Source organism: Crystallibacter permensis (assembly GCF_025960875.1).
Lineage (GTDB): Bacteria > Actinomycetota > Actinomycetes > Actinomycetales > Micrococcaceae > Crystallibacter > Crystallibacter permensis.
Genome location: NZ_JAODLR010000030.1, coordinates 19,419 through 44,984, shown reverse-complemented (window position 1 = coordinate 44,984; position 25,566 = coordinate 19,419). Strand labels below are relative to the sequence as shown.

Below are 25,566 nucleotides of genomic sequence, written 5' to 3'. Positions count from 1 at the left end.
AATGGAGACCCCCCAGCGCGCCGCCCAAGGCCCCGGAAAGGGCACGAAAGCGAACCCCACGGCCCAAAATTGCCCCTTGTTCAGCGCCCTCCTAGAGGGTCGTGCCGAAGCCGTTAGCTTCCTGGAACGTTGTCAGGTGTCTGATTCGGCGGCAACGGCTTTTGGACGATTCCTCCGCCCTACCGCACCGTGTCTACGCCCGCCTTCGGAAACACCAGCTGTTCGGCGGAAACCTCGATGTTCGCACACCGACGCCGAAACGGCACGACCGGATAGCGGAGTCTCTTGTCCTGTCAGTGAAGAGACAGCGCTCCCGCCGGTCAACCAGATTGACACTAAAGTTGCGAGTGACAACATTAGTGCATGACTTCTGATGGTTTGACGGCCAGCGAGACGGCCGAAAAGCTTGGCGTCTCACGGCAGGCCGTGCTCAGGCTCGCCGGCTCGGGACGCCTGACGGTAAGCGGCCGCGCCGGCCGGGCCGTCATCATTGACCCGGCGTCCGTCGAGCGGCTCGCCCAGGCCGGCACCCGCCGCGGCCGGCCGTGGACACCTCGGATGGCATGGGCGGCCCTTGCACTTCTTTCCGACGGGAAGCCTGACTGGGTCAGCTCCTCGGAGCGGTCCCGGCTCAAGGCCCGCCTTCGCCGGATCGATCCCGTTGAGCTGAACCTGCTCGCACGCGGCAAAGACTTCGTGACCGTTCACCGGGCGACGCCGGCCGTCATCCCCGAGATCGCCGACACGCTGCTGCCGACCGGCGGCAGCGCCATGGCCGACCCGGAGCTGGCCGACCGCTTCGGACTCACGGCCGGCGGCGGCACAGCCGAGGGCTACCTCATGGCCGACGACGCGGCGGACCTCACCGACGCCTTCGGACTGGTCCCGGATCCGGGCGGCAACGTCATCCTGCACGAGCTCGCCATCGATGAACCCTTCGCTGCCGGAGAAGTCCCACTGGCCGCCGTTGCCGTTGACCTGATGAACTCCCTGGGCACCCGCGAACGATCAGCCGGTGCACGGCTGCTGCAGGAGCTGCTCGATGGCCGCCGCTGAGCGGCCGCTCTGGGACGTGCCCGCCCCGCCCGGCGGCTGGGGGCCGCCCTGGCCGCAGTGCGTTGAGCTGGCACACGCCCTGCCTCACAAACAGTGGACATTCGTCGGCGGCCTCATGGTGCAGCTTCATGCGGTCGCTGCCGTCCGGGCGGTGACCCGGCCGACGGCCGACGTCGACATGGTCCTGCACGTGGAAACCGGGGCCGCAACCATTCCCGGCCTCGTCGGGGGCCAAACGTACTGCGGTTCAAACAAGACCGGCAGAATAATGCCGATCCCGTCGATAACCAACCGCACCGCGAGCGTGGGGACGCTGTTTCGGCAAGATATTACCGATTCCGCATCGCGGGCGGCATAATGGGATCTGGATCAGGCTGACCGGCAACATCCTGCCGAAGTAAGGGGAACCGTGAGCGACGTCAAAGATGTGGGCAAGCGCATCCGTGCTGCCCGCAAGGAGGCTGGGCTGACGCAGAAAGACCTCGCCGATCTGGCCGGCACCTCCGAACGCACCGTCCGGGCCATCGAAACCGGGACCGGCAATCCGACGCTGGCCGCCGTGGCGGCCACCGCGAACGTCCTCGGCCTCCGGCTGGCGGCCGAATAGTGGCCGACCTGCAGCAGCTGCGGTTTGTCGCTGCAGCCGACGTCTACAAGACCGGCCGCCTCGCCGGCCGGCTGGAACGCAAACCGGACGGGGCCACGGCCTTCACCTACGACAGCCGGTATATGGCTGACGGCGGCCCGGCCGTGGCGGTAACACTGCCGGTGGCAGAAGAACCGGTCGTCACAGCAAGCGGAGGCTTGCCGCCGTTTTTCGCCGGCCTGCTGCCTGAAGGGCACCGGCTTACGGTACTGAAGGACGCGGTCAAGACCAGCCTGGATGACGAGCTCTCGCTGCTGCTTGCCGTCGGCGCCGATGTGCCCGGCGACGTCCAGGTCGTTCCGGCGGGGGAAGATCCGGTCGAGCCGGAACCGTTGGCCGACGCGACGCGCCCCGGAGACCTGGACTTCACCGAACTGGCCGCGGCCGTGGACCTGCATGCCCTGCCCGGGGTGCAGAACAAGGCCAGCGCCTCCATGCTCACCGCTCCCCTGGCCACCCGGGCCGCCCGCTACATCCTGAAGCTGGATCCGCCCAGGCAGCCGCATCTGGTGGAGAACGAGGCCGCTCATCTGGCGGCGGCCCGGCAACTGAAACTTCCGGTCGCCAAAGCCAGCGTGGTCACCGACCGCCACGGCCTGCCCGGCCTCCTCGTGGAACGCTTCGACCGGGTCGCCGACGGTGACGGCTGGGTCCGCCTGGCGATGGAGGATGCCGCGCAGGTGATGGGGTTACCGCCGGCCTCCAAGTACAACGTCGACTCCGAGGCGGTGGTGAAAGCCCTGGCCGGGGCCTGCAAGGCGCCCGCGGTCGCCGTCCGGAACCTGTACCTGCAGTTCGTGTACGCCTGGCTGACCGGCAACGGGGACCTGCATGCCAAGAACGCCTCCATCCTCGCCGGCCGGCACGGCGGCTTCAATATCGCTCCGGTCTACGATGTGCCCTGCACCCTGCTCTACGACGACGACACGCTGGCCCTGCCCGTGGCCGGCAAGCTGAAGAAACTCCGGGCCCGGCACTGGGCCGAATTCGCCGAAACCATCGGGCTTCCCGCCCGCGCAGCGCAGACGGCCAATGCCCTGGCGCTGAAAGCCTCAGCCTCGGTCGACCTTCGCGCCCTGCCGTTTGTGGGTTCGCCGCTGAACCATGCCGAACGCGAGCTGCGACACCGGCGCGGTGAACTGGAGGGCTGAGGCCCGGGCGTGGCCGGCGCCGCACACTTAAGTGACGTACCAGCACCGCCTATGAGAGGACACCGGTCCGCACGCCGACTAGGGCGCAGAGTCGCACAGTCCGTCCAAGCTGAAATTAGCCTGACAGCAGCGGCCTGTCTGGCCACGCTAGCCTTGGGCCTGCTCGGACTCTCCCCATGGTCCTGACTGTGACTTTAACCCGATTGATCTCGCAACTCTCCCAAGGGCATCATTGTGGGCATGAATTCGAAACAAGGACAAATAACGATCGCTGGGAAGCAAATATATGCCTAGGGAGCACACAATCCGGTCTAGCAGACGGCGGCCCGCTGAACTCCGCTCCGCCGGTGACCGACACATCGCTAAGGTTCGATTCGAATAAATTCAACGGGCAGAGCGATCCTCGGCCAGGCGCTCAAAGGCCCCCGGGGCCGGTGGGCGAATAGCCGCACACCGACGGCGGCAGCGAACCATAGCCGTGCGGGAGGCCTGAGCCCCGGCACTGCCGCGTTTGTACCCACAGGCTTCATCGATGTCGGCCCATATCACGTTGCGCCGCTTGGCGCCGATGATCAGCGCGCTCAGCTCCTCGGACGCCTTGCGCACGGCCAGGTTCTCTTCCACCGCGGCCAGGTCATCCGGAGCCGGGTTCTCACCCAGCGCGCTGCCGTCGGCACGGGTGGTCTTCGCGGCTATGGCGGCCAACTCGCGCATCCGCTTTTTCTCTTCATCGGTCAGGATTCCGCGGCGGGCCTTTTGGCCGACGCTTGACCGGGCGGATGAACGTCCCGAAATCCACCGGCACCACGTTGGAGGTGTCCAGCTCGGATTCAGCCAGCTGCCGCAGCCGCTCTCCCGTTACGTCCCCGATAATGAAGGCCAGCTGCTGGTACGGCGCCACCCGGCGCCGTGGGCGAAGCGCAGCAGTGCAGTCAGCTCGCGTTGGGCGACGATGATCCGGGCGGTGATCTGGTCTTCCCTGCTGAGGAAGGCTCGCGCCGCGTCGGCCGGGAAGCTGGCGCCGGTCTGGTAGCCGGGCACTTCGATCGGCGGTGCATCGATTTCGGCGAACCGGCGGATCCGCTCGGTGGTGATGTTCAGTGCTGCGGCGATGCTGCGCCGGGACCAGCCGGAGGCATGAGCTGAGTTGGTGACGGAGGCGAGCTTAAGGGCGGACCACCTATTGCCGGAGTCTTTCACGGACCGGGTTCAGCGAAGGCCCATCTCAGCATGGCCTTCTGGTTGTCTGGCATGGACGCCCAGTTCCTTAGTCACTGACACAGTGGAACTCAGTCCTCCTGACGACCAGTCGAGTCCGTGGTGAGATGATTCTAAACTGGCAGCTGTGCCGGGGGCTGCACCGCAAGGGGGCAAGCTACGCGTATGGAAACTCTGCGGCTACGGCCCGGCTCAGGGAAACGGTGGTTGCGCGAAGGCTGTTCAGACGGGAAAGGTGCGGAAATTTAGCACCAGACCAGATTGCCGTGGATGTCACACGCTACCGGCGGTTTCTCCATGAACGCATCATATGGTTGCAGCGTCGCCGAGGTTGCTCCCCGGGAGACGGGTGCGTTAGATGAAGATATGGATCTTGAAGAGTGGGCAGAGGAACTGGCCTATTCACTGGGAAATGGAAGTGGCTCCCCCGGTCTGCTCACCCTTGCATCTTGCGTGCATGCCCCGGGTCAGGCCAGTGTGATCGCCACGGCCCGCGCAACAGTCACTGCCGCTGGCTGGCCGCTGTACGAATGCACCGCCGCCGAGTTGAGTGGTCGGAGCTTCCGGCTGCAGGAATCCGGGTACCTGATCCTGCACGGCGTCGACAACCCAACGCCCGTCGAAGTGCCGGTCCTGATCGGGGCCTTTCAGCATCTAGTGTCTCGTGGCCTGCCTGTCGGGTTGCTCGTGGCCGGCACGCCGGCAGGGATCCGCGGGCTACGCGCCCATCCCGCGATGGGGTTCCTCTCGCGTGCCGAGGCCGTCGAAGCATAGCCGTGGCGCTACGGTCCGCGGTTCATTCCCCCCCTGCTCATTTCGTGAACTTTCGATTGGGGACGTTGGCAGAGGCCTCCTTTTCCAGGGCGGCTGCCCTTGTCGATGAACACCCCGATCAGGGGTGCCCTCGCCAAACGGCGCGGATGAATTTGTCAGCCTGTTCGGAACCGACTGGGACGGCTCGTTTTGGCGGTCACCACCTGATGGCTGATCGGCTTGTTCGATTGCTGGTTGGATATGCCGCGTTCACGCACACCCGGAGGCATCGTTGTAGACGCTGCGGATCAAGCGCTCGAATCGCGTTTTCCGCCTCGGACCCCATGTAGATACTTGAGGCGCATATGGTTGGAAGGAGACAACGCTGCGGACTCACCCATCCGCGCAAAAGCAGCGGATGGGTTGCAACGATAAAAAACGACAGAAGCGCGCATGAAGACAATATCCGCGCCAACAGTGGAGCTTGGGGATCGAACGTCTGACCTTGTCGTAGGGACCGCCCAAAGGATCTCGGCTCGGCTGGCCAATCAGGCTACGCGGCGGCGCTCCTTACGGCTGTTGCGCTCGATCCAAGCGTCAACTTCATCCAGGCTGTAGCGAATGCCTCGGCCAACATAGATAGGTCTGGGCCCTTCGTTGGAACCTCGCCATGCCCGGAGCGTGGATTCCGACACCTTCAGGTAGGCTGCAAGGTCTGCCGTGGTCAGTTTGCCGTCGATGACGGTGATCTGTGTATGTTTCACGCCCGTCTGTATGCTGACAGGCTCGTGCACGGCGGTCGCTGCGCTGTCCAACGATGTCGATCCGATAGAGTACTGACGACATCAACACCAATTGCATCGAACTTGTTCAGCAAAGAGGACCCCGATATGGCGCGCCCTGAGATGCGTCCGAATACGCACGGTAAGATGAGCTTCTCTCCGAGGGAAAGCGGAGGCTTCGAAGCTTCCTGGTACTACAGAGACGCCCATGGCAATCGCAAAAGGATGAAGGCCTCCGGTCGAACCAAAAGTCGGGCCCGCGAGGAACTCGAGTTCAAGTGGGAAACCCGCGATCTTTCCGATGCGGATTCGGAAGTCACCGGATCGACGACCATAGAGGAGTTGGGGCAGCTCTGGCTGAAATCGCTGCGGGGAAGAGCACCGGGGACAATGGCGGCGTACCGGAACCGAATCCGGATCTCGATTTCGCCCTTCATCGGCGACAAGAAGATTCGAGACGTGACTCCGGGTTACATTGAGGCCCACCTCCGAAGAATTGCCGACGGCAACGACACCAGGACAATCACATACAAGAAGTCAGCTGCCCGCACGATCCCCACCGGCGGATTATCGGCCGAGAGGACGGCGCGCATTGTGCTGCACGGTATGTTCGATCACGCAGTGTCGTTCAATGCCCTTCCCTCCGGGATCAATCCCGTCGGAAAAGACAAGCGGCAGGCGGAGCGGAAGGCCAAGCGCTCCAAGGTCCGCGCCATGACGCGAGCTGAATACTTCGAACTGGTCCGACGTATCGAGGCATGGCAGGCGGCCCAGCCGTCGGGTCCGCCCCGTGGTGTACATCTGCGGCCGGCCATCGATGTGATGCTCGGCACAGGCGTGCGCAGCGGGGAACTGCTGGCCATCCGCTGGGAGGACGTGAGATTGGAAGAGGACATTCCTTTCATCCTGGTCTCCGGGACCATCGCCCAGAACGAGGAAGGCAAATGGCACCGCCAGGACTGGACCAAGGGCGATCGTTTCCAAGTGGCGAAAATCCAGCCCATTGCGCTGCCGCCCCACGTCGTTGATTTGCTCGAGAAGCGCCGGGCAAACCTGGACGGGCACGCCGAAGGATTAATCTTCAAGAGCCAGGTCGGCGGGCTGGTACTCACATCAAATTTCCGAAGATCCTGGCGGCAAGCACGGCAGTATGACAACCGCACCGGCGATGATTTCGCGTGGGTGAAGCCGAAGTCGCTCCGGAAGTCCACGGCCACAATGATCAAACGCTCATCGGGACTGGAAGCCGCGGCCGAACAGCTAAGGCATTCAAGTAGTGCCGTGACACGCGAATACTACGTCGAAGAGGAGCTGGTGATGGTGGACAACCGCGCTGTCTTCGATGACATCTTTGCGCAAGGGGGTAAGTAGCCCCACAAGAGTCCGCCGGGCTACTTACGGGCTATTTATTCTGTATCTCACTGGCGCTCACTAGCGCTCGGACGACCCATGAAAGGGTCCTGAAAGGCCATCTATCCCAGTAAAGGCACGGAAATTCCCGAAAACACGCGGAAGGCCCTGAGAGCCGACTCCAGAACAATGGGTTCCGGGTTCGAGTCCCGGGGGGTGCACAGGATAAGAAACCCCGCCTGACCAAGCAAACTACTTGGACAGGCGGGGTTTCTTTTTGCCCAAAATCGGCTCAAGGGCTATGTACGGGATATTTGTTTTCCGCGGGCGTTCACGACGGTATGCCCGGGCGCAGCTGGCAGCAGTCACTCCGCCCGGGCATTTTCATGCCTGGGCATAGGTGCGGACAGCCCTATTGGAGCAGGTGCCGGCTACTTTCCTGCCGTTTCCTGAACTAGACTGAGATGCAGGAAGCACAGGAAGGAGCGGCTGTGAACACGGAAATCCACCACCGGGAAGACCAGCTGCGAGCCGACTCAGCCGCGCTGCAGGATGTACTGGACGGCGCGCTCGTGAACCTGCACCGCAGCATGGAAGCGATCCGCCCGGCCCTCGCCTCACTCCCACTGCCGGTCAGCCCCGAAGTTGTCGCCGGCATGCAGTCGACGGAAAACGCGTGGCGGGCTATTGAGTCCGAGTTCGGCATGCTCACCGGAAGCCAGGTCGGCGAACTGCTCGGTTCCAGGGCATCCGGCCGCAGCTCCTACGCATCAGACAAGCGGAAGGCGGGCCAGCTCATCGGCGTCCGGCGCCGCAATGCCCTGGTCTACCCGGGCTTCCAGTTCGACCAGGAGGCTGGCCGGATCCGGGAAGTCGTCCCCGGGCTGATCGCGGTCATCCGGGAACACGGGCGCACCGACGAAGACCTCGCCCAGTGGCTGTGCGACCCCAGCGGCTATCTGGACGGTGACCGCCCCGTCGACTATCTGGACGAACCCGAGCGGATGCTGGCCGCAGCCGAAGGCCACTACGGGGTTGAGTGGTGACCTCTGAGGATGCATGGAGCCGGCTCGAGGAGCAGGCAGATACGTCCTATGACCAGCTCTTGGATCAGCAGCGTGGGGAGCGGCTTGAGAAGTTTCGGCGAGGGGAAGTAGAAGCCGAGCAGTGGATCCTGCCATCTGGATCGCACTTGTACCGGCTGTTCGCCAACCGGCCCAAGCGTCACGCCAACACTTTCAACCCGGGAAGGGGCAAGCCCACCCGTTTCGCCTTCTTCGGCGATCTGCCCGTGTCAACGCTCTATGCCGCCCAGACAGACGAGGCAGCGGTGTGCGAAACGCTGCTGCACGACGTTCCGATTTCCGGCGGCGCGCTGCGGCCCGGCGACTACGAGGACAAAGTGATGGGCCGCCTGCTGCCGCGCCGGGAGTTACGGCTGGCTTCCTTCATGGGAACCGGGCTGCGCACCCTGGGCGTCGAGGCCAGAGACCTCACCGGGACCGAGGCCGACCGCTACCTGGAAACCGCGCTGTGGGCCGCAGCCGCCCATGCCCACCCGGAAGGATTCGACGGCTTGGTCTGGATGAGCCGGCAATGCAACACAGACAGGGCGTACATGTTCTTCGGGGACCGGGTGAGCGAAGACGATCTGGCCGTCGACACCGGGTTCGCCAGAGTGTTCGCCCTGCCGGCCGACTATGGGTGGCTGCACCGGTGCTGCGCTCCCCTGAACGTGGACGTGCGACGCTAGCCGGCCGCCACTTCCGTGGCGCCGGGCCGCGCCGGCGCGCCCCATATCTGGAGCCGTTCTTACCGGCCCGGATCGAGCAGCAGGGGCCTTCACCTCAATCCAGCCCGTCATCAGGACCTCAGGCCCGCAGAGAGACGAAGGGGGCACAAGGTAGAACGGGTGGCACAGTATGCTCGCCATGTGAAGTGCATGAAGACTCTGAAGAACGTGACGCGCGGCGGAGGTGAGTACTGTTGAGCATCCGGATCGGCACCTCTGGTTGGAGCTATGCCCACTGGGACCATGTCCTCTATCCCGGCGGTACACCCTCCCGGGACCGTCTGGGCCATTACGTGCGCCGGTTCGACACCGTTGAGCTGAACGCCAGCTTCTACCGTTGGCCGCGCGATGGTACGTTCGCCGGTTGGCGCCGGCGGCTGCCCGACGGCTTCGCCCTCTCGGTCAAGGCACCCCGTGGACTCACCCACGCCAGGAAGCTATACGCACCGGACCTTTGGATTGAGCGAATCACGTCTTCCTGGCACGAGCTGGCCGGCAAGCGCGCGGTCCTGCTGGTGCAGCTTCCGCCGGGCATGGAACGCGACGATGCCCGGCTCGGTTACTTTCTGGACCTGCTACCGGAATGGATCCGGGTCACCCTTGAATTCCGGCACTCCAGCTGGCACCACCCGGACGTATATGCGCTCTTGGCACACCACGGCGCCGCGTACTGCATCATGAGCGGTGCCAACCTGCCGTGCGTCCTGGAAGCCACTGCACCTTTCGTCTACCTGCGATTGCACGGCCCCGACCACAAGCACCTCTATTCCGGGTCCTACTCCGACCAGGACCTTGGCTGGTGGGCAGACAGGATCCACGAATGGGAGACCGAGGGGAAAGACGTCTTCGTGTACTTCAACAACGACGGCCACGGCCACGCCGTACGCAACGCAGGCACGCTGCGACACTTCCTCGGTCAAGGGTAAGACATCGCGGGCAATTTCAGCGAAGCCCTCATGGAGCGAAGCCCCTCGTCGGGTCCTTATGTCGAAGAAAACGGGAACGCCCCGCGGCCGGTGGTCCGGCTCGGTGCGTTCCCGCCTCGAAAATCCTGCAGCTATAACTAGCCTGCCGCTTTAGCTCTTGTCGGGCAGACGCTCTTCAGCCGCCATCGGCATGCTCTCCGGCATATCAACGCCCCAACGGGTGGAACCAAGCCGTCGGATCACGGCCGCCAGCCGGTCGCGCAGTTCCTCCACTCCGACTTCCCCGCCGGGAGTCAGGTTCCGTTCAAGCTCACGAGCCTGTTCAAGCGCCGTCTGGCCCAGTTCGGAAACAGCTACCTGCTGCGACCGCCTGTCAGCCTGGTTGCGGACGCGGGTAATGTGCCCGTGCGCCTCCAGCCTGGATAGAGTCTTCCCCATTGTTTGCGCCTGCACCCGGACTTTGGCGGCCAGTTGGGCCTGCGCCAAGGGCCCTTCACCGTCCAGGACTTCCAGCGCAATGACCCCCGCGTGGGTCAGGCCCAGGGAGGCGAGCTTTTCATTCCAAGCATGCTCGACCAATCGCGCGGCAGTTGACAGCAACCGTGGCGTCGGCCAGTTGTTTAAATCCGGCATTATCCGATTATAGCCAGCCTGCTTCTCTCTTGAGGGCCCATGTGCACAATTGGCTAAGCTGGGTGCGACGCACCAACCTACAAAGGAGCTGCCGGAATGGCCGAACGATTGACCTCAGGCGACGACGCCCCCGCTTTTACGCTGCAGGATTCCACCGGGAGCAATGTCTCGCTGGCTGATTTCCGCGGCCGCAACGTCGTCGTCTATTTTTACCCTGCGGCGTCCACGCCGGGCTGCACCAAGGAAGCCTGCGATTTCCGCGACAACATCGCGTCTCTGCAGGGAGCCGGTTACGACGTGGTCGGCATCTCGCCCGATCCGCTTCCGAAACTCGTGAAGTTCGCAGAAAAGGAAGAACTGAACTTCCCGCTGCTCTCCGACGAAGACCATTCCGTTGCCGAATCCTACGGCGCCTGGGGTGAAAAGAAGAACTACGGGAAAACATATGAGGGCCTGATCCGCTCCACTATTGTGGTGGACCCCGAGGGCAAGGTCTCGTTGGCGCAGTACAACGTTCGGGCTACCGGACACGTAGCCAAACTGCGCAGGGACCTTGGGCTCGACTAACCCGGTTCGCATTACCCCGGCGTCCGGCTTCAGTGGTCCGGGACGAGCCTGCGCAAGCCGGACGCCGGGAGCAGGTACAATTGATGCTGGCTTGCGGCTAGGCCGTACAGCACTGCGCGAGTGGCGAAATTGGCAGACGCGCTGGATTTAGGTTCCAGTGTCTTCGGACGTGCGGGTTCAAGTCCCGCCTTGCGCACCAGGTGAAGAAACGGTTCCCGTCCTGACGGGAACCGTTTCGTGGTTAAGCCGCCACCCGGCGTCGTCGTTTCGCCTTACCTGCACCGCGGCTTGTGGTCGGCGGTCAACCCGAGCCGCGTGACCAAATTGTGATGGTATTTGGGCTACACCAAAGTGTGAAAGCGATGCTTTCCTTTGAACTTGTGACTAGGCTCTCAACAAGCAGACCCGCGTACAACACGGGAGGCCCGGGCGCGCAGACATCCGCGCTGTCCAGACACCACTCGTTGACGAGGAGAAATTCATGTCGTTCAGGGGCACAACACCGGGCAGATGGCGACGCGCACGCAGGCGTACGGCCGCGATCACAGCAGGGCTTGCAGCCAGCGCCCTCATACTGACCGGCTGCGCCGAAAGCGAGCGCGGCGCTACGGGAGGAACCGGAGAGGACACGGGCGTCAATTCCACCTTCATCTTTGCTGCCTCATCCGACCCGAAGTCCCTCGACCCGGCCTTCGCCAGTGACGGCGAGTCCTTCCGCGTCAGCCGCCAAATCTTTGAAGGCCTCGTGGGAGTGGAACCAGGCACGGCGGATCCGGCTCCCTTGCTGGCCGAATCTTGGGACAGTTCCGAAGACGGCTTGTCCTACACCTTCCAACTCAAGGAAGGCGTAAAGTTCCACGACGACACCGCATTCAATGCCGAAGCTGTCTGCTTCAACTTTGACCGTTGGTACAACTTCGAGGGGCTGCAGCAGTCCGAATCGGTCAGCTACTACTACAACTCGCTGTTCCGGGGCTTTTCGGACAGCCCGGACACCGCAGTTTATGGTTCCTGTGAAGCGGTGAGCGAAACGGAAGCGACCGTCAATCTGGCACAGCCATTCGCCGGCTTCATCGCAGCCCTGTCCCTCCCGGCCTTCGCGATGCAGAGTCCGACGGCCCTCGAGGAATTCAACGCCGATGACATCGGCGGGTCAGCCGAAGCCCCGGTCCTCAGCGAGTATGCAAAGTCCCACCCCGTGGGCACAGGGCCGTTCAAGTTCGACAGCTGGGACGTCGGCCAGCAGGTCGAGGTCTCCGCGTTCGACGGCTACTGGGGAGAACAGGGCCAGGTCCAGAAGGTCATCTTCCGAGTCCTCGACGATCCGCAGGCCCGCCGCCAGTCCCTCGAAGCCGGGACCATTGACGGCTATGACCTCGTGGCTCCTGCCGACACGAAGGCGCTGGCAGATGCCGGTTTCAAGATCATCAACCGCGACCCCTTCACCATCCTCTACCTTGGCATCAACCAGGAAGTAGAGGCGCTGGCGGATCCTCTGGTCCGCCAGGCACTGTCACACGCGATCGACAAGGAAGCCCTGGTGCGGCAGACTCTGCCCGAAGGGACCCAGGTTGCCAGCCAGTTCATCCCCCCGATCGTCAACGGTTACAACGAAGACGTGCCGACTTACGAATACGACCCGGAACGGGCCAAGGAGCTGTTGGCAGAAGCAGGTTATGCAGACGGCTTGACCTTGGAATTCAACTACCCCACGGGTGTCTCCCGGCCGTACATGCCTACTCCGGAACAGGTCTTCACCAACCTCAGTGCCCAGCTTGAAGAAGTGGGAATCACCATCGAGGCGGCTCCGGACAAGTGGTCTCCTGATTATCTCGATCGGGTCCAGGGCAGTTCCGACCATGGCATCCATCTGCTGGGCTGGACCGGGGACTACAACGACACGGACAACTTTGTGGGTGTGTTCTTCGGCCGGGAGAAGCCGGAGTTCGGTTTCAACAACCCGGACCTCTTCAATGCCTTGGACGAAGCGCGTCAGGTCAGCAAGCTGGAAGCGCAGACTCCGCTGTACGAAGAAATCAATGCGGACATCGCGGAGTACGTCCCGGCGATCCCGCTGGCACACCCTGCCCCGTCCCTGGGTTTCGCTCCGCGGGTGGAGTCCTACCCGGCCAGCCCCGTCAACGACGAGGTCTTCAACATGATCACGCTCAGCGAATAGCGCCGGCGCTGCCAGCCGGAGTCGTGCTGCTCCGCATCCGTCCGGCCCGGGCCTGAATGTGCCCGGGCCGGACGAGCGGGTCTGTTCAAAGTCCACACCGTAAACAGCCGGGCGAAAGGACACAGTGTTAAGAGTCATCGGCAAACGCTTGGCGTTGCTCGTACCGACCCTGCTGGGGTTATCGATCCTGTTGTTCCTCTGGGTGCGGAGCCTCCCCGGCGGACCCGCCACTGCCCTGCTCGGTGACCGGGCAACACCGGAAGCCGTCGAAAGAATCAATGAACTGTACGGCTTCAACCGCCCGCTCATCGAGCAGTACTTCATCTACATGGGTAAGCTCCTCCAGGGAGACTTCGGCACGTCGCTGCTGACCGGCCGTCCGGTGCTGGAAGAATTCGCCACGCGTTTTCCCGCGACTTTGGAACTGACGATCGTGGCGCTCATCTTCGCTATTGGAATCGGCATTCCGCTCGGCTACCTTGCCGCGAAGCATTACGGCCGCTGGCCGGACCACGGCTCCGTTGTCCTGAGCCTGATCGGCATCACGATTCCGGTGTTCTTTCTGGCCTTCATCCTGAAATGGCTCTTCGCCATCAAGATCCCCATCTTCCCCACAGATGGCCGGCAGAACGCCCGGATTAACGCCACCCATGTGACGGACTTCTATGTACTCGACGGCCTCCTGACCCGGGAATGGGATGCCTCCTGGGACGCCTTCATGCACCTGATCCTGCCCGGCATTGCCTTGGGAACCATCCCGCTGGCTATCATCGTCCGCATTACCCGCGCCTCGGTTCTGGAGGTCCAGAACGCCGACTACGTGAGGACCGCAAAGGCCAAAGGATTGCTCGAAAGAACCATCCGCAACCGATTCATCCTGCGCAACGCGATGCTGCCGGTGACCACCACCATCGGCCTGCAGTTGGGTCTGCTGATATCCGGTGCCGTCCTGACCGAAACAGTCTTTGCTTTCAGCGGCATCGGCCGTTTCCTACGAGATGCCATCTTCAACCTCGATTACCCAGTTCTCCAGGGGTTCATCATCTTTATCGCCATCCTCTATTCACTCATCAACCTCATTGTCGATATTTCCTACAGCATCATTGACCCGAGGGTGCGTGTCCAGTGAGCACAACTCTTCCCCCCGCTTCAGGCGGGAACGACTCCGCCAGCAAAGATCCGGCGTTACCTGACTCCGGCGGGACCAGCCTCTGGAAAGACGCGTTCTACCGGCTGCGCCGCAATCCGCAAGCCATTGCCGGAGCCATCATCGTCGTGGCGTTCCTGCTCGTTGCTGCGCTGGCACCGGTGCTGGCTCCCTACGGCGGTGAGGACTTACCGGGACGTACCCACATCACACCGACCCATATCCCGGGACCGGGGGAAGTTCCCGGCTTTGTGCTCGGGTTGGACCGCTTCGGCGGAGATCTGCTCAGCAAGCTCATCTGGGGTGCGCAGTCGTCGCTGCTGATCGGTGTCGTTTCCACGGCCCTGGGCCTAGCCGGGGGCATGCTGCTGGGAGTGCTCGCGGGCGGCTTCGGCGGCTGGGTAGACAACGTGATCATGCGGCTGGTGGATATCCTTCTTTCGGTCCCGAACCTGCTGCTGGCCGTGTCCATTGCCGCTGCCCTCGGACAGGGAGCCTATGCGATTATGATCGCCATCGGCGTATCCCAGGTTCCGATTTTCGCCAGACTGCTGCGATCTTCCATGATTTCCCAGCGCGGCGCGGACTACATCCTGGCCGCACAGACGCTTGGCTTGAGCCGCGGCACCATCACCATGAGCCATCTGCTGCCCAACAGCGTGGGCCCTGTCATTGTCCAGGCCACCCTGACCTTGGCCACCGCTGTCATTGACGCAGCTGCGCTGTCCTTTCTCGGGTTGGGCGGCGGGCGGCCACAGACAGCCGAGTGGGGACGCATGCTGACCTATGCCCAGGACGAGCTCGGCATTGCGCCTCAGCTGGCCTTCCTGCCGGGTCTCTGCATAGCCATCACGGCCTTGGGCTTCACTCTCCTGGGCGAGTCTTTGCGGGAAGCACTGGACCCCAAGTCACGCCAGAAATAGGCGATCGGTCAGTCCGGGCGCGGTCGGTGCCGTTGCCTGGCCATGTGCAGCATCGCAACGAATCCGGCAATGAACAACAGTTCCAGGATCGCTAGTCCGAGCACAAAGCCCCACTGCCCCTCCCCGGCGAAAATCACGGCGCCGATGATCAGCAGGATCGTGCCGAGGACGAGGACAAACACGGCACACCCGACAGCAACGGCCTCGCTGCGGACTCCGGTCCTGAAACCAAAACCCTCCGGACGGTGTTCGTCGTCAGGAGGCGATGCCGGCGTCGTCACCGTAGATCTCCAACTCATTGCCCGGGATGGAGGCAAGCAGCTGCCGGGTGTAAGGGTGGCGGGGATTCGTAAAGACCTCCTCCGAGGTGTCGGACTCGACGATTTCGCCGTCCTTCATCACGCAGACGTAGTCCGAAATCAGCCGGACCACGGCCAGATCGTGTGAAATGAAAAGGTAGCTCAGACCCATTTCGGCTTGCAGGTCGCCCAGCAGCTTCAGGATCTGGGCCTGGACCAAGACGTCCAGGGCCGAGACGGGTTCATCGCAAATCAACAGTTCCGGCTTCAACGCCAAGGCACGTGCGATGGCCACGCGCTGGCGTTGGCCGCCGGAGAGTTCGGAAGGGTAGCGGCGAAGCATGCTGTGCGGCAGGGCCACCTGGTCCATCAGCTCACGCACACGCGCCGCACGCTGTTGGGCGTTGCCTCTTTTATAGGTACTCAAGGGTTCCTCGACGATGCGCCCGACGGTGAACATCGGATTCAGCGAAGAATACGGATCCTGGAACACCGGTTGGACGCGCTGCCGGAAATCACGCAGCTGAACCTTGGTCAGCCTGGCCACGTCCATCCCGTCAAATGTCATGGTCCCGCTGGAGGGCTCGATCAGCTTCAGCAGCATCCGAGCCGTGGTCGTCTTCCCGGACCCCGACTCCCCCACGATCGCCACAGTCCGTCCCCGCGGCACATCCAGCGTGACGTTTCTGGCCGCGTAGAAGTCCTCCGACTTGCCGCGGATCTTGTAGATCTTGGTCAAGTCGCGCAGCTGCACGATGTTGTCAGTCCGCTGCGGCTCGGCGGCGGTTGCCGCGTGCTCGGAGAACGTTTCTGCCGCGTGCCGGATCCGTTGGTCGGCACTTGCCGTGTAGGCGCCGGGCTGCAGCCGCACGGCGGCCACACTCGGTGCGGCCTTCACCAGGGACTGGGTGTACGGGTGCTGCGGGTCGTTGAGCAGTTGTTCGGCCGGCCCGGTCTCCACAACCTTGCCGCGGTGCATCACCACCAGATCCGAGGCTCGTTCCGCAGCTAGGCCCAAGTCATGGGTGATCAGCAGGACGGAGGTACCTAGTTCCTCAGTCATCCGGTCGATCTGGTCCAGGATGGTCCGCTGCACGGTCACGTCCAGTGCCGACGTCGGCTCGTCGGCAATCAGCAGCCGGGGCCGGCAGGCCATGCCGATGGCGATCAAGGCCCGCTGCCGCATTCCGCCGGAGAATTCGTGCGGGTACTGTTTGGCCCGTTCGGCCGCGTCCGGCAATCCGGCGGCCTGCAGTACTTCCACCACCCGCGCGTTGATGTTTCTGCCCGTTGCCATTCCGTGAACCAGCAGCGTTTCGGCCACCTGGGTTCCGATTTTCGTGACCGGGTTAAGGTTGGACATCGGATCCTGCGGCACCAATCCGATCTGGCGGCCCCGGATGCTGCGCAATTTATTCTCGGGCAGGCCCACAAGTTCCCGGCCGTCGAAGACGATGCTGCCCGCCGTGATGCGTCCGTTTTTCGGCAACAGCCCGATGACCGCCATGGCCGTGGTCGATTTGCCGGAACCGGACTCGCCGACGATAGCCAACGTCCTGCCCGCGTGCAGGCGAAGACTCGCATCCTGGACGGCGGAGACGTCACCGTAGGTGGTCCGGAAATTGACGGCCAGATTGCTGACCTCAAGCAGCGGCGGGGCCTCGGCAGATTCGCTCATTGCTCTATCGTGCCCCATCTGCACTGGATGTGGCCTGCATCTCGCTAAGGTTTTCCGGCTTCTGTATCTCACCGCATGTCAATTAGACTGAGAATTCCGCAAATTCGGCCACGAGGAGCTCACGAGTGTCATACCTGCCCGCGCGCCGCAGCTTTCTGAAGGCTGGCGCGGCGGCAGCTGTGGTCCTGCTCACCGGCTGTACGGGCGAGCCTGGCTCGCCGTCGACGGGCACGGCCTCGCCCTCGGGGACATCCGTACCGGCCACGGACCTGACCTTCACCATGGGCACGGCGGCCAATCCCGCCGGCCTCGATCCCGCGCTGCTGCTGGACTCGGAGTCGTTCCGGGTCACCCGGCAGATCATGGAGACGCTGATCGGCGTCGATCCCGACACGGGAGTCCCCAAGCCCCTGCTCGCCACCGAGTGGGAAGAGCTCGACGACGGCCGGGCCTACCGCTTCACACTGCGCGAAGGCGTCGAGTTCCACGACGGCACGCCGTTCGACGCCGAAGCTGTGAAGGCGAATTTTGAACGCTGGTACCGGCTGCCCAGGACTGCCCGTCCGGCGGAAGGTGTCTTGTCCTTCGCTTCGGTGTTCGAGGCCTTCGCTGATGAAGATGAGACCTCTCTGTACAAGGACTGCGAGGTCCTGGCACCGAACGAACTGCGGCTGAACCTCAACCGCAGGTTCTCCGGGCTGGTTGCAGCCTTGTCCGCGCCGGCCTTCGCCATCGCGTCACCGGCTGCTCTCGCAGAGGGAACTGCCGATGAGCTGAACCAGGAGCGGGGAGGGACCAAGCTCTCCGTGTTTGCGCAGCACCCCATTGGGACCGGTCCGTTCCGGTTCAAGGCCTGGTCCGACGAGCAGGTCAACCTCACCACCTTCGAAAACTACTGGGGCCCGGCGGCGCAGGTAGGCACGGTTGTCTTCCAGACATTGTCCCATCCGGCTGCCCGGTTGCGGGCGCTGCAGTCCGGCAGGATTGACGGCTATGACCTGGTCACCCCGGAAACGTATGCGGGGCTGGCCCGCAGTGGGATGCAGATTCTGCAGCGGGATCCCTTCTCCGTCGCCTACCTGGGCATGAACCAGGAATTCGGCCTGCTGGCGGATCTGCGGATGCGCCAGGCGATCGCCCATGCCATCGACCGCTCCGTGCTGATCGAGGACTTCTTCCTGCAGGGGACCACCGAGGCAAAGCAGTTTGTGCCTCGCAGCCTGGGCGTGACCAGCGAAGACATCCCTTACTTCGAGTACAACCCGGAGCGTGCCCGTGAACTGTTGGAAGAAACAGATTACGACGGCGAAGAGATTCCTTTCTACTACCCGCTGAACGTCACGCGGGCCTATCTGCCGACGCCGGAGAAAATCTATGCCGAGCTCAGCCGCCAGCTGACAGCCGTCGGCATGAATATCCAGCCCAAGCCCCTGGCCTGGGAGGACGGCTATCTGGACCGGGTGCAGACGTCCTCGGACCACGCCCTCCATCTCGGTGGGTGGAGCGGCAGTTACCGGGATCCGGACAACTTCCTGGGCCCGCTGTTCGGCGCACCCAGCCCCGAATTCGGTTTCAAGAATGTGCAGCTGTTCAACCGGATTGCCCGTGCCCGGACTCTGCCCGCCGGTGAGGAACGCAACCGGGCGTACCTGACGATCAATAACCAGGTGGCCCGGCTGGTACCGGCCGTACCGCTGGCGTTCCCGGTTTCCGCCCTCGCCATGGGGCCCAGAGTGGTCAGCTATCCGGCCAGTCCGATGCTGGACGAGGTCTACAATCTGGTCAGGCTGCGGCCGGACGCCTAAGACCAGTGCGGCGCATATCAGGCGCATGTTATCGGCACAGCGCCGACACGTCTGTCTATTGGGTCACAATGCGCTCGGGCAATTTTAGTCTCACCACAGGGGCGCGGTAGTCTTCTAAGCGCTGGCAAAGCTGCTATGGGAGATGGAAGTTGACTGCTAATACCCCTTCGGGATCATCCAAGAACATCGACGTTGCCCTGATCGGCGGCGGCATTATGAGCACCACGCTCGGCTCCTTTATCAAGCAGCTGCAGCCCGAGTGGAGCATCAATCTCTACGAGAACCTGGCGCAGGCCGGACTGGAGAGCTCGGACCCGTGGAACAACGCGGGAACAGGACACGCCGCGCTCTGCGAGTTGAACTACACCCCGGCTGCTGCGGACGGCTCCGTGGCTACGGCCAAAGCGGTGGGCATCAACGAGCAGTTCCATGTTTCGCGCCAGTTCTGGTCGCATATGGTTTCCCAGGGGCATATCGGCTCCCCGAAGGGATTCATCAACCCCCTGCCACACATGAGCTTCGTCTGGGGAAATGACCACGCGGACTACCTCAAGCGCCGCTACGAAGCGCTCCGCGCCGAGCCCCTGTTCCAGGAGATCGAGTTCTCCGAAGACCATACCGAGCTGGAAAAGTGGGTGCCGCTGGTCATGCAGGGCCGCGACCCGCAGCAGCGTGTGGCCGGCTCCCGCGTAGCCGGCGGCACCGACGTCGACTTCGGCGCGCTGACCCGCGAACTGGCCGGCTACATGGATGCCCAGGGCGCTGAAATGCACTACGGACACAAGGTACTCGACGTCTCCCGCGCCAGCGACGGCCGCTGGGATGTGAAGGTCAAGAACAACTCCACCGGCGAGGTCTCCAAGGTCTCCGCCCGTTTCGTGTTCGTCGGCGCCGGCGGCGGCGCGCTGCACCTGCTGCAGCGCTCCGGCATTCCGGAGTCCAAGGGCTTCGGCGGCTTCCCGGTTTCCGGGCAGTTCCTGCGCTCCACCGATGACACGGTCATCGCCCAGCACAACGCCAAGGTCTACGGCCAGGCGTCCGTAGGTGCCCCGCCCATGTCCGTGCCGCACCTGGACACCCGTTTCGTCAATGGCAAGCGCTCCCTGTTGTTCGGCCCGTACGGCGGCTTCTCCCCGAACTTCCTGAAGTCCGGCTCGCTCCTGGACCTTCCGCTGTCCGTGCGGACCCACAACCTGATCCCCATGCTGGCCGTCGGCAAGGACAACCTGGGCTTGGTCAAGTACCTGATCACCGAGGTCCTCAAAAGCCGGCCGAAGAAGGTCGCCGCACTGCGCGACTTCTACCCCGAGGCCAACGGCGATTCCTGGGAGCTCATCACGGCCGGCCAGCGCGTCCAGGTCATCAAGAAGGATCCCAAGAAGGGCGGTGTCCTGCAGTTCGGCACGGAGGTCATCACCTCCGCCGACGGCAGCATCAGCGGCCTGCTCGGCGCTTCGCCGGGTGCCTCCACGGCAGCGCCCATCATGATCCAGGTCCTCCAGCGCTGCTTCCCCAGCGAGTTCAAGGGCTGGGAGCCGAAGCTCAAGGAAATGATTCCGGGCTACGGCGCCAAGCTGAACGAGAACCCGTCCCTGCTGGCGGACATCACCGCGGATACCAACCGGGTCCTCGAACTCGGTTAAGCTTCAGCCATGCATAAGCTGGCCACACTGTCCCTGGCCAACAGGGCCCTGATCGCTCTGATCACGGTGTTTGTGGCCGTCTTCGGTGTCATCACCATGGGTTCGCTCAAACAGGAGCTGATCCCGTCGCTGGAGTTCCCCCGGGTTACGGTAGTCACCGCCATGCCCGGGGCGTCTCCGGAGGTAGTGGACAAGCAGGTCAGCGAACCGCTGGAAAACGCGCTGAATGCGGTCGAGGGGCTCGAATCCTCGACCGCAACGTCGCGGACCGGACTCTCCACCGTCAACCTGACGTTCGTCTACGGCACCAACCTGGACCGGGCGCGCAGCCAGGTGGACCGCGCCATCTCCAACGCGCAGCAGCTGCTGCCCGAGGATGTCTCCCCGCAGTCGGTGGCCGGCAGCATCAATGACTTCCCGATCGTCTTCATGGCGGTCTCCTCCGACCTGCCGCTGAGCGAACTCAATACGGAACTGCAGCGGCTCACGGTCCCCAAACTGCAGAAGCTGGAGGGTGTCCGCAGCGCCGAAGTCACCGGCGGTTCCGGCCAGCACATCGCCATCCTTCCCGATGATGACGCCTTGGCCGACCGCAACGTCAGCGTGTCATCCATTGTCGATAGCCTGCAGAACAGCGGCGGCCTCGTGCCCGCCGGCACGGTCGAACAGGAGCAGAAGACCCTTTCCGTCCAGATCGGCAGCCCGCTGGACAGCCTGGAGACCATCGAGAACCTGCCGCTGGCGCCCAATCAAACAACGACGACGGAGCCCGCGCCGCCGTCGTCGGCTTCCGAAATACCGGGACGAGTTCCCGGCCAGTTCCCCGGCGAATCCCAGCCCGCACCGCCTGCACCGGTGAATTCCGCCCCGGTGGATACCGGCGCTGAAGGTTCCGGCGTCCGGGGGCCGGTAACCGAGGCTGCAACCGGAGGTCCGGTGACTATTGGCGAGGTCGCCACGGTCCGGATTGTCGACGACGAGCGGACCTCGATTACGCGCACGAATGGCGAAGAGACCCTCGCCCTGGCCGTGACGAAGACACCGGACGGGGATACGGTAGCCATTTCCCATGCCATCAACGACCTGCTCCCCGAGCTCGAAGCACAACTGGGCAACGGAGCCGCTTTCACCACCATCTTCGACCAGGCGCCCTTCATCGAGGAGTCCATCAAGGACCTGACCACCGAGGGTCTGCTCGGACTCGGCTTCGCCGTGCTGGTCATCCTGGTCTTCCTGCTCTCGGCCCGGTCCACGCTGATCACGGCCATCTCCATCCCGCTGTCCCTGCTGGTCACGTTCATCGGCCTCAGCGCGCTCGGCTATTCGCTGAACATCCTGACGCTGGGAGCATTGACAATCGCCATTGGCCGGGTCGTCGACGACTCGATCGTCGTCGTCGAAAACATCAAGCGGCATCTGGGCTACGGCGAGGACAAGCGCACCGCCATCGTGACGGCCGTGCGCGAAGTGGCCGGCGCCGTGACCGCCTCGACCCTGACTACCGTGGCCGTATTCCTGCCGATCGCGTTTGTCGCGGACCTGGCCGGCGAGCTGTTCCGCCCCTTTGCCATCACCACCGCCCTGGCCTTGCTGGCGTCCCTTGCGGTGTCCCTGACCATCGTCCCGGTCCTGGCCTACTGGTTCGTCAAGTCCCCCTCGCAGCGGCAGGACCCGGCCGAGGTGCGTGCCGCCGCGGATGCCAAGGAACGCGCCTCGCGGCTCCAGCGCGGGTACCTGCCGGTGCTCTCCTCCACGCAGCGGCACCCCGTCCTCACGCTGGGTGCGGCGGCCCTGGTCTTGCTGGGCACGGTGGCCATGGTGCCGCTGATGCAGACCAACCTGCTCGGCGATACCGGGCAGAACAGCTTCAGCCTGCGGCAGGAACTGCCCGCGGGCACCAGCCTGGAAGTCACCGACGAGGCCGCCTCTCAGGTCGAGGAGCTGCTGGCCGGCACCGAAGGCATCGACGACGTCCAGGTCACCATGGGCAATTCCACTTCGGGACTGGGCACATTCCTTTCCGCCGGTGCGTCCGTCGCCCGGTTCACGGTTATTACCGAAGAGGGCGCCGACCAGGTTGCCTTGCGCGAACGGGTACGCAACGACGTCGAGAAGCTGCCGGATGCCGGCACCATCACCCTCAGCACCCAGGGTGGCGGATTCGGCACCTCCAGTTCGGTGGATATCGACATCTCCGCCAGCAACGCCGGAGAACTGCAGTCGGCCTCCGACACGCTGGTGGAGGAGCTGCAGGATCTCCCGGGGGCCGCCGAGGTGTCCAGCAATCTTGCCGCCGCCGAACCGGTGGTCCAGGTTTCCATCGACCGGGCCAAGGCTGTGGCGGCCGGGCTGAACGAAGAAGAAATTGCCGGACTGCTGGCCTCCACCATCAGTCCGCTCCCCGGCGGCACGGTCCGGATTGACACCACGGACTATCCCGTGTTGATCGGCGAAGGAACGGACTTCGCGAGCGTCGAGGAACTGCGCGACGTCGAAGTGCCCACGGCTTCCGGCCCGGTGCCGCTGACCGAGGTGGCCACCGTGGAGGAAACCGAGATCCCGACGTCGATCACCAGCTCCGGCGGCGAGCGGACCGCCGTCGTCTCCGTTACTCCCGGCGGCGACAATCTCGGCGCGCTGAGCAGCGAGGTCCAGACGGTGCTGGACTCCGTCGAACTGCCGGCCGGTGTCACAGCATCCCTGGGCGGGGCAGCGACCCAACAGGCCGAGTCCTTCGAGCAGCTCGGTCTGGCGCTGCTCGCCGCGGTGGCGATCGTGTACGTCATCATGGTGGCGACCTTCAAGAGCCTCGTCCAGCCGCTGATTCTGCTGGTGTCCATCCCCTTTGCCGCCACCGGTGCCATCGCGTTGCTGGTCGTCACCGGGATTCCGCTGGGGCTGCCTTCCCTGATCGGCATGCTGATGCTGGTGGGGATAGTTGTCACCAATGCGATTGTCCTGATCGACCTGATTAACCAGTACCGGCGGCCCCACAGCGGCCGCCCCGGCATGAATGTTGCGGACGCCATCCGGCACGGCGCCCGCCAGCGGCTCCGGCCCATCCTCATGACAGCCCTGGCGACCGTCTTCGCGCTGACGCCGATGGCCCTCGGGCTCACCGGTGAAGGCGGCTTCATCTCGCAGCCGCTCGCCGTCGTCGTTGTTGGGGGTTTGATTTCTTCAACCGCGCTGACGCTGGTCCTGGTGCCCGTGCTGTACCGGCTGGTCGAGGGCCGCCGTGAACGCCGCGCTCTGGCCAGAGCCGAGCAACTGCAGATCCGCGAGCCGGCCGCCGTGGGGAGCTAACGTCCCGGTCCTGCCTTGATGTGTTGAGCCCCACGATGCCGCCGCGGAATGATTTCCGCACACGGCCGGTTGTGTCAGTAGATGCAAAAGCATGTAAACTGATTTGAGACTTTGCGGTAGAGAAAGAGGCACAGCATGGAAATCGGCGTATTCAGCGTTTCTGATATCACCCAGGATCCGACCACCGGCCGGACCCCGACCGAACGCGAACGCATCAAGGCAGCGGTCAGCATTGCCAAAAAGGTCGAAGAGATCGGGATGGATGTCTACGCCACCGGCGAGCACCACAACCCGCCGTTCTACGCCAGTTCGCCGACCACCCTGCTTGGCTACATCGCAGCCCAGACGGAGCGGATTACCCTTTCCACGACGACCACGCTGATCACCACGAACGACCCGGTCAAGATCGCCGAAGACTTTGCCATGCTCCAGCAGCTGTCGGACGGACGCGTGGACCTGGTGCTGGGCCGCGGCAACACCGCTCCGGTCTACCCATGGTTCGGACGCAACATCCAGGATTCGCTGGAGCTAACGGTCGAGAACTATGCGCTGCTGCGCAAGCTCTGGGACGAAGACGTGGTGAACTGGCAGGGCAAGCACCGCACCCCGCTGCAGAACTTCACTGCCACGCCCCGCCCGCTGGACGGCGTCGCTCCCTTCGTCTGGCACGGCTCCATCCGCACCCCGCAGATTGCCGAACTGGCCGCTTACTACGGTGACGGTTTCTTCGCCAACAACATTTTCTGGCCCAAGGAACACTACATGCAGCTCATCAGCCTTTACCGTGAGCGCTATGCGCACTACGGCCATGGCACGGCAGACCAGGCGATCGTGGGCCTCGGCGGACAGTTCTTCATGCGCAAGAACTCGCAGGACGCCGTGAACGAGTTCCGCCCGTACTTCGACAACGCCCCGGTTTACGGCCACGGCCCGTCGATGGAGGACTTCACCGCCCAGACCCCGCTGACCGTGGGTAGCCCGCAGGAGGTCATCGAGAAAACCCTCAGCTTCGCCGACGCCTTCGGCGACTACCAGCGCCAGCTGTTCCTGATCGACCACGCCGGCCTGCCGCTGAAGACCGTGCTCGAGCAGCTGGACCTCTTCGGTGAGGAGGTGCTGCCGGTGCTCAAGCGGGAATTCGCCGCCCGCAAGCCCGCCCATGTACCCGAGGCGCCGACGCACGCCAGCCGCAAGGCAGCACGGGATGCGGCCTTGGCCGGGGAGACGGTGTCCAATGGCTGACGAGGAATCACAGCCGCAGATCAGGACGACGTCGGAAGCCTGGGAGTCGCTCTTCCGCACCCAGGTGGCGGTGATGCGCCGGATGCAGCAGCTGCCGGAGTTCAAGAAGCTGGCCATGCGTGAATACGACGTGCTGTTCAACCTCAGCCACTGCCCCACCGGGTGGACCAGGCTCAACGAGCTCAACGAGGCCCTGCTGATCAGCCAGCCGAGCCTGAGCCGGATGGTCGAGCGGCTGGAGGCCAAGGGCCTGGTGCAGCGCCGAACGGCCGAGCGGGACCAGCGTGGCATCGAGATTGCCCTGACCGAGGAAGGCCGCGCCCTGCAGCAGGAGATCGGCCGCGTGCACGTGCGCCATCTGCACGAGATGCTGGCGCCGGCGCTCAGCGAGGAGGAGTTCAAGCAGCTCCAGTTCCTCACGGAAAAGCTCCGCACGGGGATAAAAGACCGCTGACCCCCTGGCGGCGGCC

The 25,566-nt window shown here is 63.8% G+C and carries 24 protein-coding genes and 1 tRNA gene; 19 read left to right on the top strand and 6 right to left on the bottom strand.

Features of this window, described 5'->3' with window-relative positions; genetic code table 11:
* Positions 1 to 363 precede the first annotated feature (363 nt).
* The 4 genes from B0G38_RS21570 to B0G38_RS21555 are packed head-to-tail and all read left to right on the top strand — an operon-like array spanning position 364 to position 2,853.
* The gene (locus B0G38_RS21570; protein WP_264671359.1) at positions 364 to 1,056 is read left to right on the top strand and encodes a helix-turn-helix domain-containing protein; all 693 of its coding nucleotides are present in this window, start codon (positions 364 to 366) and stop codon (positions 1,054 to 1,056) included.
* Complete coding sequence (locus B0G38_RS21565; RefSeq protein ID WP_264671358.1) at positions 1,043 to 1,414, top strand: hypothetical protein; 372 nt, start codon at positions 1,043 to 1,045, stop codon at positions 1,412 to 1,414. The genes B0G38_RS21570 and B0G38_RS21565 overlap by 14 nt, the downstream gene beginning before the upstream one ends.
* Before the next feature lie 51 nt (positions 1,415 to 1,465).
* Positions 1,466 to 1,663 (top strand): helix-turn-helix transcriptional regulator, encoded by a 198-nt coding sequence (locus tag B0G38_RS21560; protein WP_264671357.1) that lies wholly within the window; start codon positions 1,466 to 1,468, stop codon positions 1,661 to 1,663.
* Positions 1,660 to 2,853, top strand: a complete 1,194-nt coding sequence (locus B0G38_RS21555; protein ID WP_264671363.1) for a type II toxin-antitoxin system HipA family toxin — start codon at positions 1,660 to 1,662, stop codon at positions 2,851 to 2,853. The genes B0G38_RS21560 and B0G38_RS21555 overlap by 4 nt, the downstream gene beginning before the upstream one ends.
* A 384-nt stretch (positions 2,854 to 3,237) precedes the next feature.
* Here the strand turns inward: B0G38_RS21555 and B0G38_RS21550 are convergent, their stop codons facing one another.
* Both B0G38_RS21550 and B0G38_RS21545 read right to left on the bottom strand, forming a co-directional pair.
* The gene (locus tag B0G38_RS21550) at positions 3,238 to 3,567 is read right to left on the bottom strand and encodes a hypothetical protein (RefSeq protein WP_264671356.1); all 330 of its coding nucleotides are present in this window, start codon (positions 3,565 to 3,567) and stop codon (positions 3,238 to 3,240) included.
* Positions 3,568 to 3,711: 144 nt separating this feature from the next.
* Positions 3,712 to 4,053: a hypothetical protein gene (locus tag B0G38_RS21545; protein WP_264671355.1), complete on the bottom strand. Its 342-nt coding sequence runs from the start codon at positions 4,051 to 4,053 to the stop codon at positions 3,712 to 3,714.
* 384 nt (positions 4,054 to 4,437) lie between these two features.
* On the opposite strand from B0G38_RS21545, the gene B0G38_RS21540 reads away from it, so the two are divergent.
* A complete protein-coding gene (locus tag B0G38_RS21540; protein ID WP_264671354.1) occupies positions 4,438 to 4,845 on the top strand; it encodes a hypothetical protein in 408 nt (135 codons plus the stop codon).
* Positions 4,846 to 5,372: 527 nt separating this feature from the next.
* On the opposite strand, the gene B0G38_RS21535 is transcribed toward B0G38_RS21540, so the two are convergent.
* The gene (locus B0G38_RS21535) at positions 5,373 to 5,588 is read right to left on the bottom strand and encodes a helix-turn-helix transcriptional regulator (RefSeq protein WP_074703344.1); all 216 of its coding nucleotides are present in this window, start codon (positions 5,586 to 5,588) and stop codon (positions 5,373 to 5,375) included.
* A 102-nt stretch (positions 5,589 to 5,690) separates the two neighbouring features.
* Here B0G38_RS21535 and B0G38_RS21530 point away from each other — a divergent pair, with 102 nt between their 5' ends.
* The 4 genes from B0G38_RS21530 to B0G38_RS21515 all read left to right on the top strand — a co-directional run bounded on the left by B0G38_RS21530 (position 5,691) and on the right by B0G38_RS21515 (position 9,674).
* The gene (locus B0G38_RS21530; RefSeq protein ID WP_264671353.1) at positions 5,691 to 6,977 is read left to right on the top strand and encodes a tyrosine-type recombinase/integrase; all 1,287 of its coding nucleotides are present in this window, start codon (positions 5,691 to 5,693) and stop codon (positions 6,975 to 6,977) included.
* A gap of 470 nt (positions 6,978 to 7,447) precedes the next feature.
* Entirely contained in the window at positions 7,448 to 8,002 is a 555-nt protein-coding gene (locus tag B0G38_RS21525) for a hypothetical protein (RefSeq protein ID WP_264671352.1), read from the top strand.
* On the top strand, positions 7,999 to 8,709 hold the full coding sequence (locus B0G38_RS21520) for an RES family NAD+ phosphorylase (RefSeq protein WP_264671351.1): 711 nt from the start codon (positions 7,999 to 8,001) through the stop codon (positions 8,707 to 8,709). Before B0G38_RS21525 ends, B0G38_RS21520 begins: the two co-directional genes overlap by 4 nt.
* A gap of 233 nt (positions 8,710 to 8,942) precedes the next feature.
* The gene (locus B0G38_RS21515) at positions 8,943 to 9,674 is read left to right on the top strand and encodes a DUF72 domain-containing protein (RefSeq protein WP_264671350.1); all 732 of its coding nucleotides are present in this window, start codon (positions 8,943 to 8,945) and stop codon (positions 9,672 to 9,674) included.
* 150 nt (positions 9,675 to 9,824) lie between these two features.
* On the opposite strand, the gene B0G38_RS21510 is transcribed toward B0G38_RS21515, so the two are convergent.
* Positions 9,825 to 10,307, bottom strand: a complete 483-nt coding sequence (locus B0G38_RS21510) for a MarR family winged helix-turn-helix transcriptional regulator (protein ID WP_264671349.1) — start codon at positions 10,305 to 10,307, stop codon at positions 9,825 to 9,827.
* A gap of 96 nt (positions 10,308 to 10,403) precedes the next feature.
* On the opposite strand from B0G38_RS21510, the gene bcp reads away from it, so the two are divergent.
* From bcp to B0G38_RS21485, 5 genes are all read left to right on the top strand, one after another.
* The gene (gene bcp, locus B0G38_RS21505) at positions 10,404 to 10,874 is read left to right on the top strand and encodes a thioredoxin-dependent thiol peroxidase (RefSeq protein ID WP_264671348.1); all 471 of its coding nucleotides are present in this window, start codon (positions 10,404 to 10,406) and stop codon (positions 10,872 to 10,874) included.
* A 114-nt stretch (positions 10,875 to 10,988) separates the two neighbouring features.
* Positions 10,989 to 11,073 (top strand) — tRNA-Leu (locus B0G38_RS21500).
* A gap of 282 nt (positions 11,074 to 11,355) precedes the next feature.
* The gene (locus tag B0G38_RS21495; protein WP_264671347.1) at positions 11,356 to 13,053 is read left to right on the top strand and encodes an ABC transporter substrate-binding protein; all 1,698 of its coding nucleotides are present in this window, start codon (positions 11,356 to 11,358) and stop codon (positions 13,051 to 13,053) included.
* 124 nt (positions 13,054 to 13,177) lie between these two features.
* Entirely contained in the window at positions 13,178 to 14,182 is a 1,005-nt protein-coding gene (locus B0G38_RS21490; RefSeq protein ID WP_169998039.1) for an ABC transporter permease, read from the top strand.
* On the top strand, positions 14,179 to 15,123 hold the full coding sequence (locus B0G38_RS21485) for an ABC transporter permease (RefSeq protein WP_264671346.1): 945 nt from the start codon (positions 14,179 to 14,181) through the stop codon (positions 15,121 to 15,123). Before B0G38_RS21490 ends, B0G38_RS21485 begins: the two co-directional genes overlap by 4 nt.
* Positions 15,124 to 15,131: 8 nt before the next feature.
* Here the strand turns inward: B0G38_RS21485 and B0G38_RS21480 are convergent, their stop codons facing one another.
* Together B0G38_RS21480 and B0G38_RS21475 are read right to left on the bottom strand one after the other, a co-directional pair.
* Entirely contained in the window at positions 15,132 to 15,404 is a 273-nt protein-coding gene (locus tag B0G38_RS21480) for a hypothetical protein (protein WP_169998043.1), read from the bottom strand.
* The gene (locus B0G38_RS21475; protein WP_264671345.1) at positions 15,379 to 17,100 is read right to left on the bottom strand and encodes an ABC transporter ATP-binding protein; all 1,722 of its coding nucleotides are present in this window, start codon (positions 17,098 to 17,100) and stop codon (positions 15,379 to 15,381) included. Before B0G38_RS21475 ends, B0G38_RS21480 begins: the two co-directional genes overlap by 26 nt.
* Positions 17,101 to 17,225: 125 nt before the next feature.
* Between B0G38_RS21475 and B0G38_RS21470 the strand changes: the two genes are divergently transcribed.
* From B0G38_RS21470 to B0G38_RS21450, 5 genes are all read left to right on the top strand, one after another.
* Positions 17,226 to 18,905 carry an ABC transporter substrate-binding protein gene (locus B0G38_RS21470; RefSeq protein ID WP_264671344.1) on the top strand — a complete coding sequence of 560 codons (1,680 nt, stop codon included), beginning with the start codon at positions 17,226 to 17,228 and terminating at the stop codon, positions 18,903 to 18,905.
* 149 nt (positions 18,906 to 19,054) lie between these two features.
* A complete protein-coding gene (locus B0G38_RS21465) occupies positions 19,055 to 20,548 on the top strand; it encodes a malate:quinone oxidoreductase (RefSeq protein WP_264671343.1) in 1,494 nt (497 codons plus the stop codon).
* A 9-nt stretch (positions 20,549 to 20,557) separates the two neighbouring features.
* On the top strand, positions 20,558 to 23,854 hold the full coding sequence (locus B0G38_RS21460; protein ID WP_264671342.1) for an efflux RND transporter permease subunit: 3,297 nt from the start codon (positions 20,558 to 20,560) through the stop codon (positions 23,852 to 23,854).
* Positions 23,855 to 23,989: 135 nt separating this feature from the next.
* Entirely contained in the window at positions 23,990 to 25,096 is a 1,107-nt protein-coding gene (locus B0G38_RS21455; protein ID WP_264671341.1) for an LLM class flavin-dependent oxidoreductase, read from the top strand.
* A complete protein-coding gene (locus B0G38_RS21450) occupies positions 25,089 to 25,550 on the top strand; it encodes a MarR family winged helix-turn-helix transcriptional regulator (protein ID WP_264671340.1) in 462 nt (153 codons plus the stop codon). Before B0G38_RS21455 ends, B0G38_RS21450 begins: the two co-directional genes overlap by 8 nt.
* Positions 25,551 to 25,566 lie beyond the last annotated feature (16 nt).

Excerpts from the sequence above, each read along its gene's own strand:
- B0G38_RS21570 (WP_264671359.1), top strand. The coding sequence starts at position 364 with ATGACTTCTGATGGTTTGACGGCCAGCGAGACGGCCGAAAAGCTTGGC.
- B0G38_RS21565 (WP_264671358.1), top strand. The coding sequence starts at position 1,043 with ATGGCCGCCGCTGAGCGGCCGCTCTGGGACGTGCCCGCCCCGCCCGGC.
- B0G38_RS21550 (WP_264671356.1), bottom strand. The coding sequence starts at position 3,567 with ATGCGCGAGTTGGCCGCCATAGCCGCGAAGACCACCCGTGCCGACGGC.
- B0G38_RS21540 (WP_264671354.1), top strand. The coding sequence starts at position 4,438 with ATGGATCTTGAAGAGTGGGCAGAGGAACTGGCCTATTCACTGGGAAAT.
- B0G38_RS21510 (WP_264671349.1), bottom strand. The coding sequence starts at position 10,307 with ATGCCGGATTTAAACAACTGGCCGACGCCACGGTTGCTGTCAACTGCC.
- bcp (WP_264671348.1), top strand. The coding sequence starts at position 10,404 with ATGGCCGAACGATTGACCTCAGGCGACGACGCCCCCGCTTTTACGCTG.
- B0G38_RS21495 (WP_264671347.1), top strand. The coding sequence starts at position 11,356 with ATGTCGTTCAGGGGCACAACACCGGGCAGATGGCGACGCGCACGCAGG.
- B0G38_RS21475 (WP_264671345.1), bottom strand. The coding sequence starts at position 17,100 with ATGAGCGAATCTGCCGAGGCCCCGCCGCTGCTTGAGGTCAGCAATCTG.
- B0G38_RS21460 (WP_264671342.1), top strand. The coding sequence starts at position 20,558 with ATGCATAAGCTGGCCACACTGTCCCTGGCCAACAGGGCCCTGATCGCT.
- B0G38_RS21455 (WP_264671341.1), top strand. The coding sequence starts at position 23,990 with ATGGAAATCGGCGTATTCAGCGTTTCTGATATCACCCAGGATCCGACC.
- B0G38_RS21450 (WP_264671340.1), top strand. The coding sequence starts at position 25,089 with ATGGCTGACGAGGAATCACAGCCGCAGATCAGGACGACGTCGGAAGCC.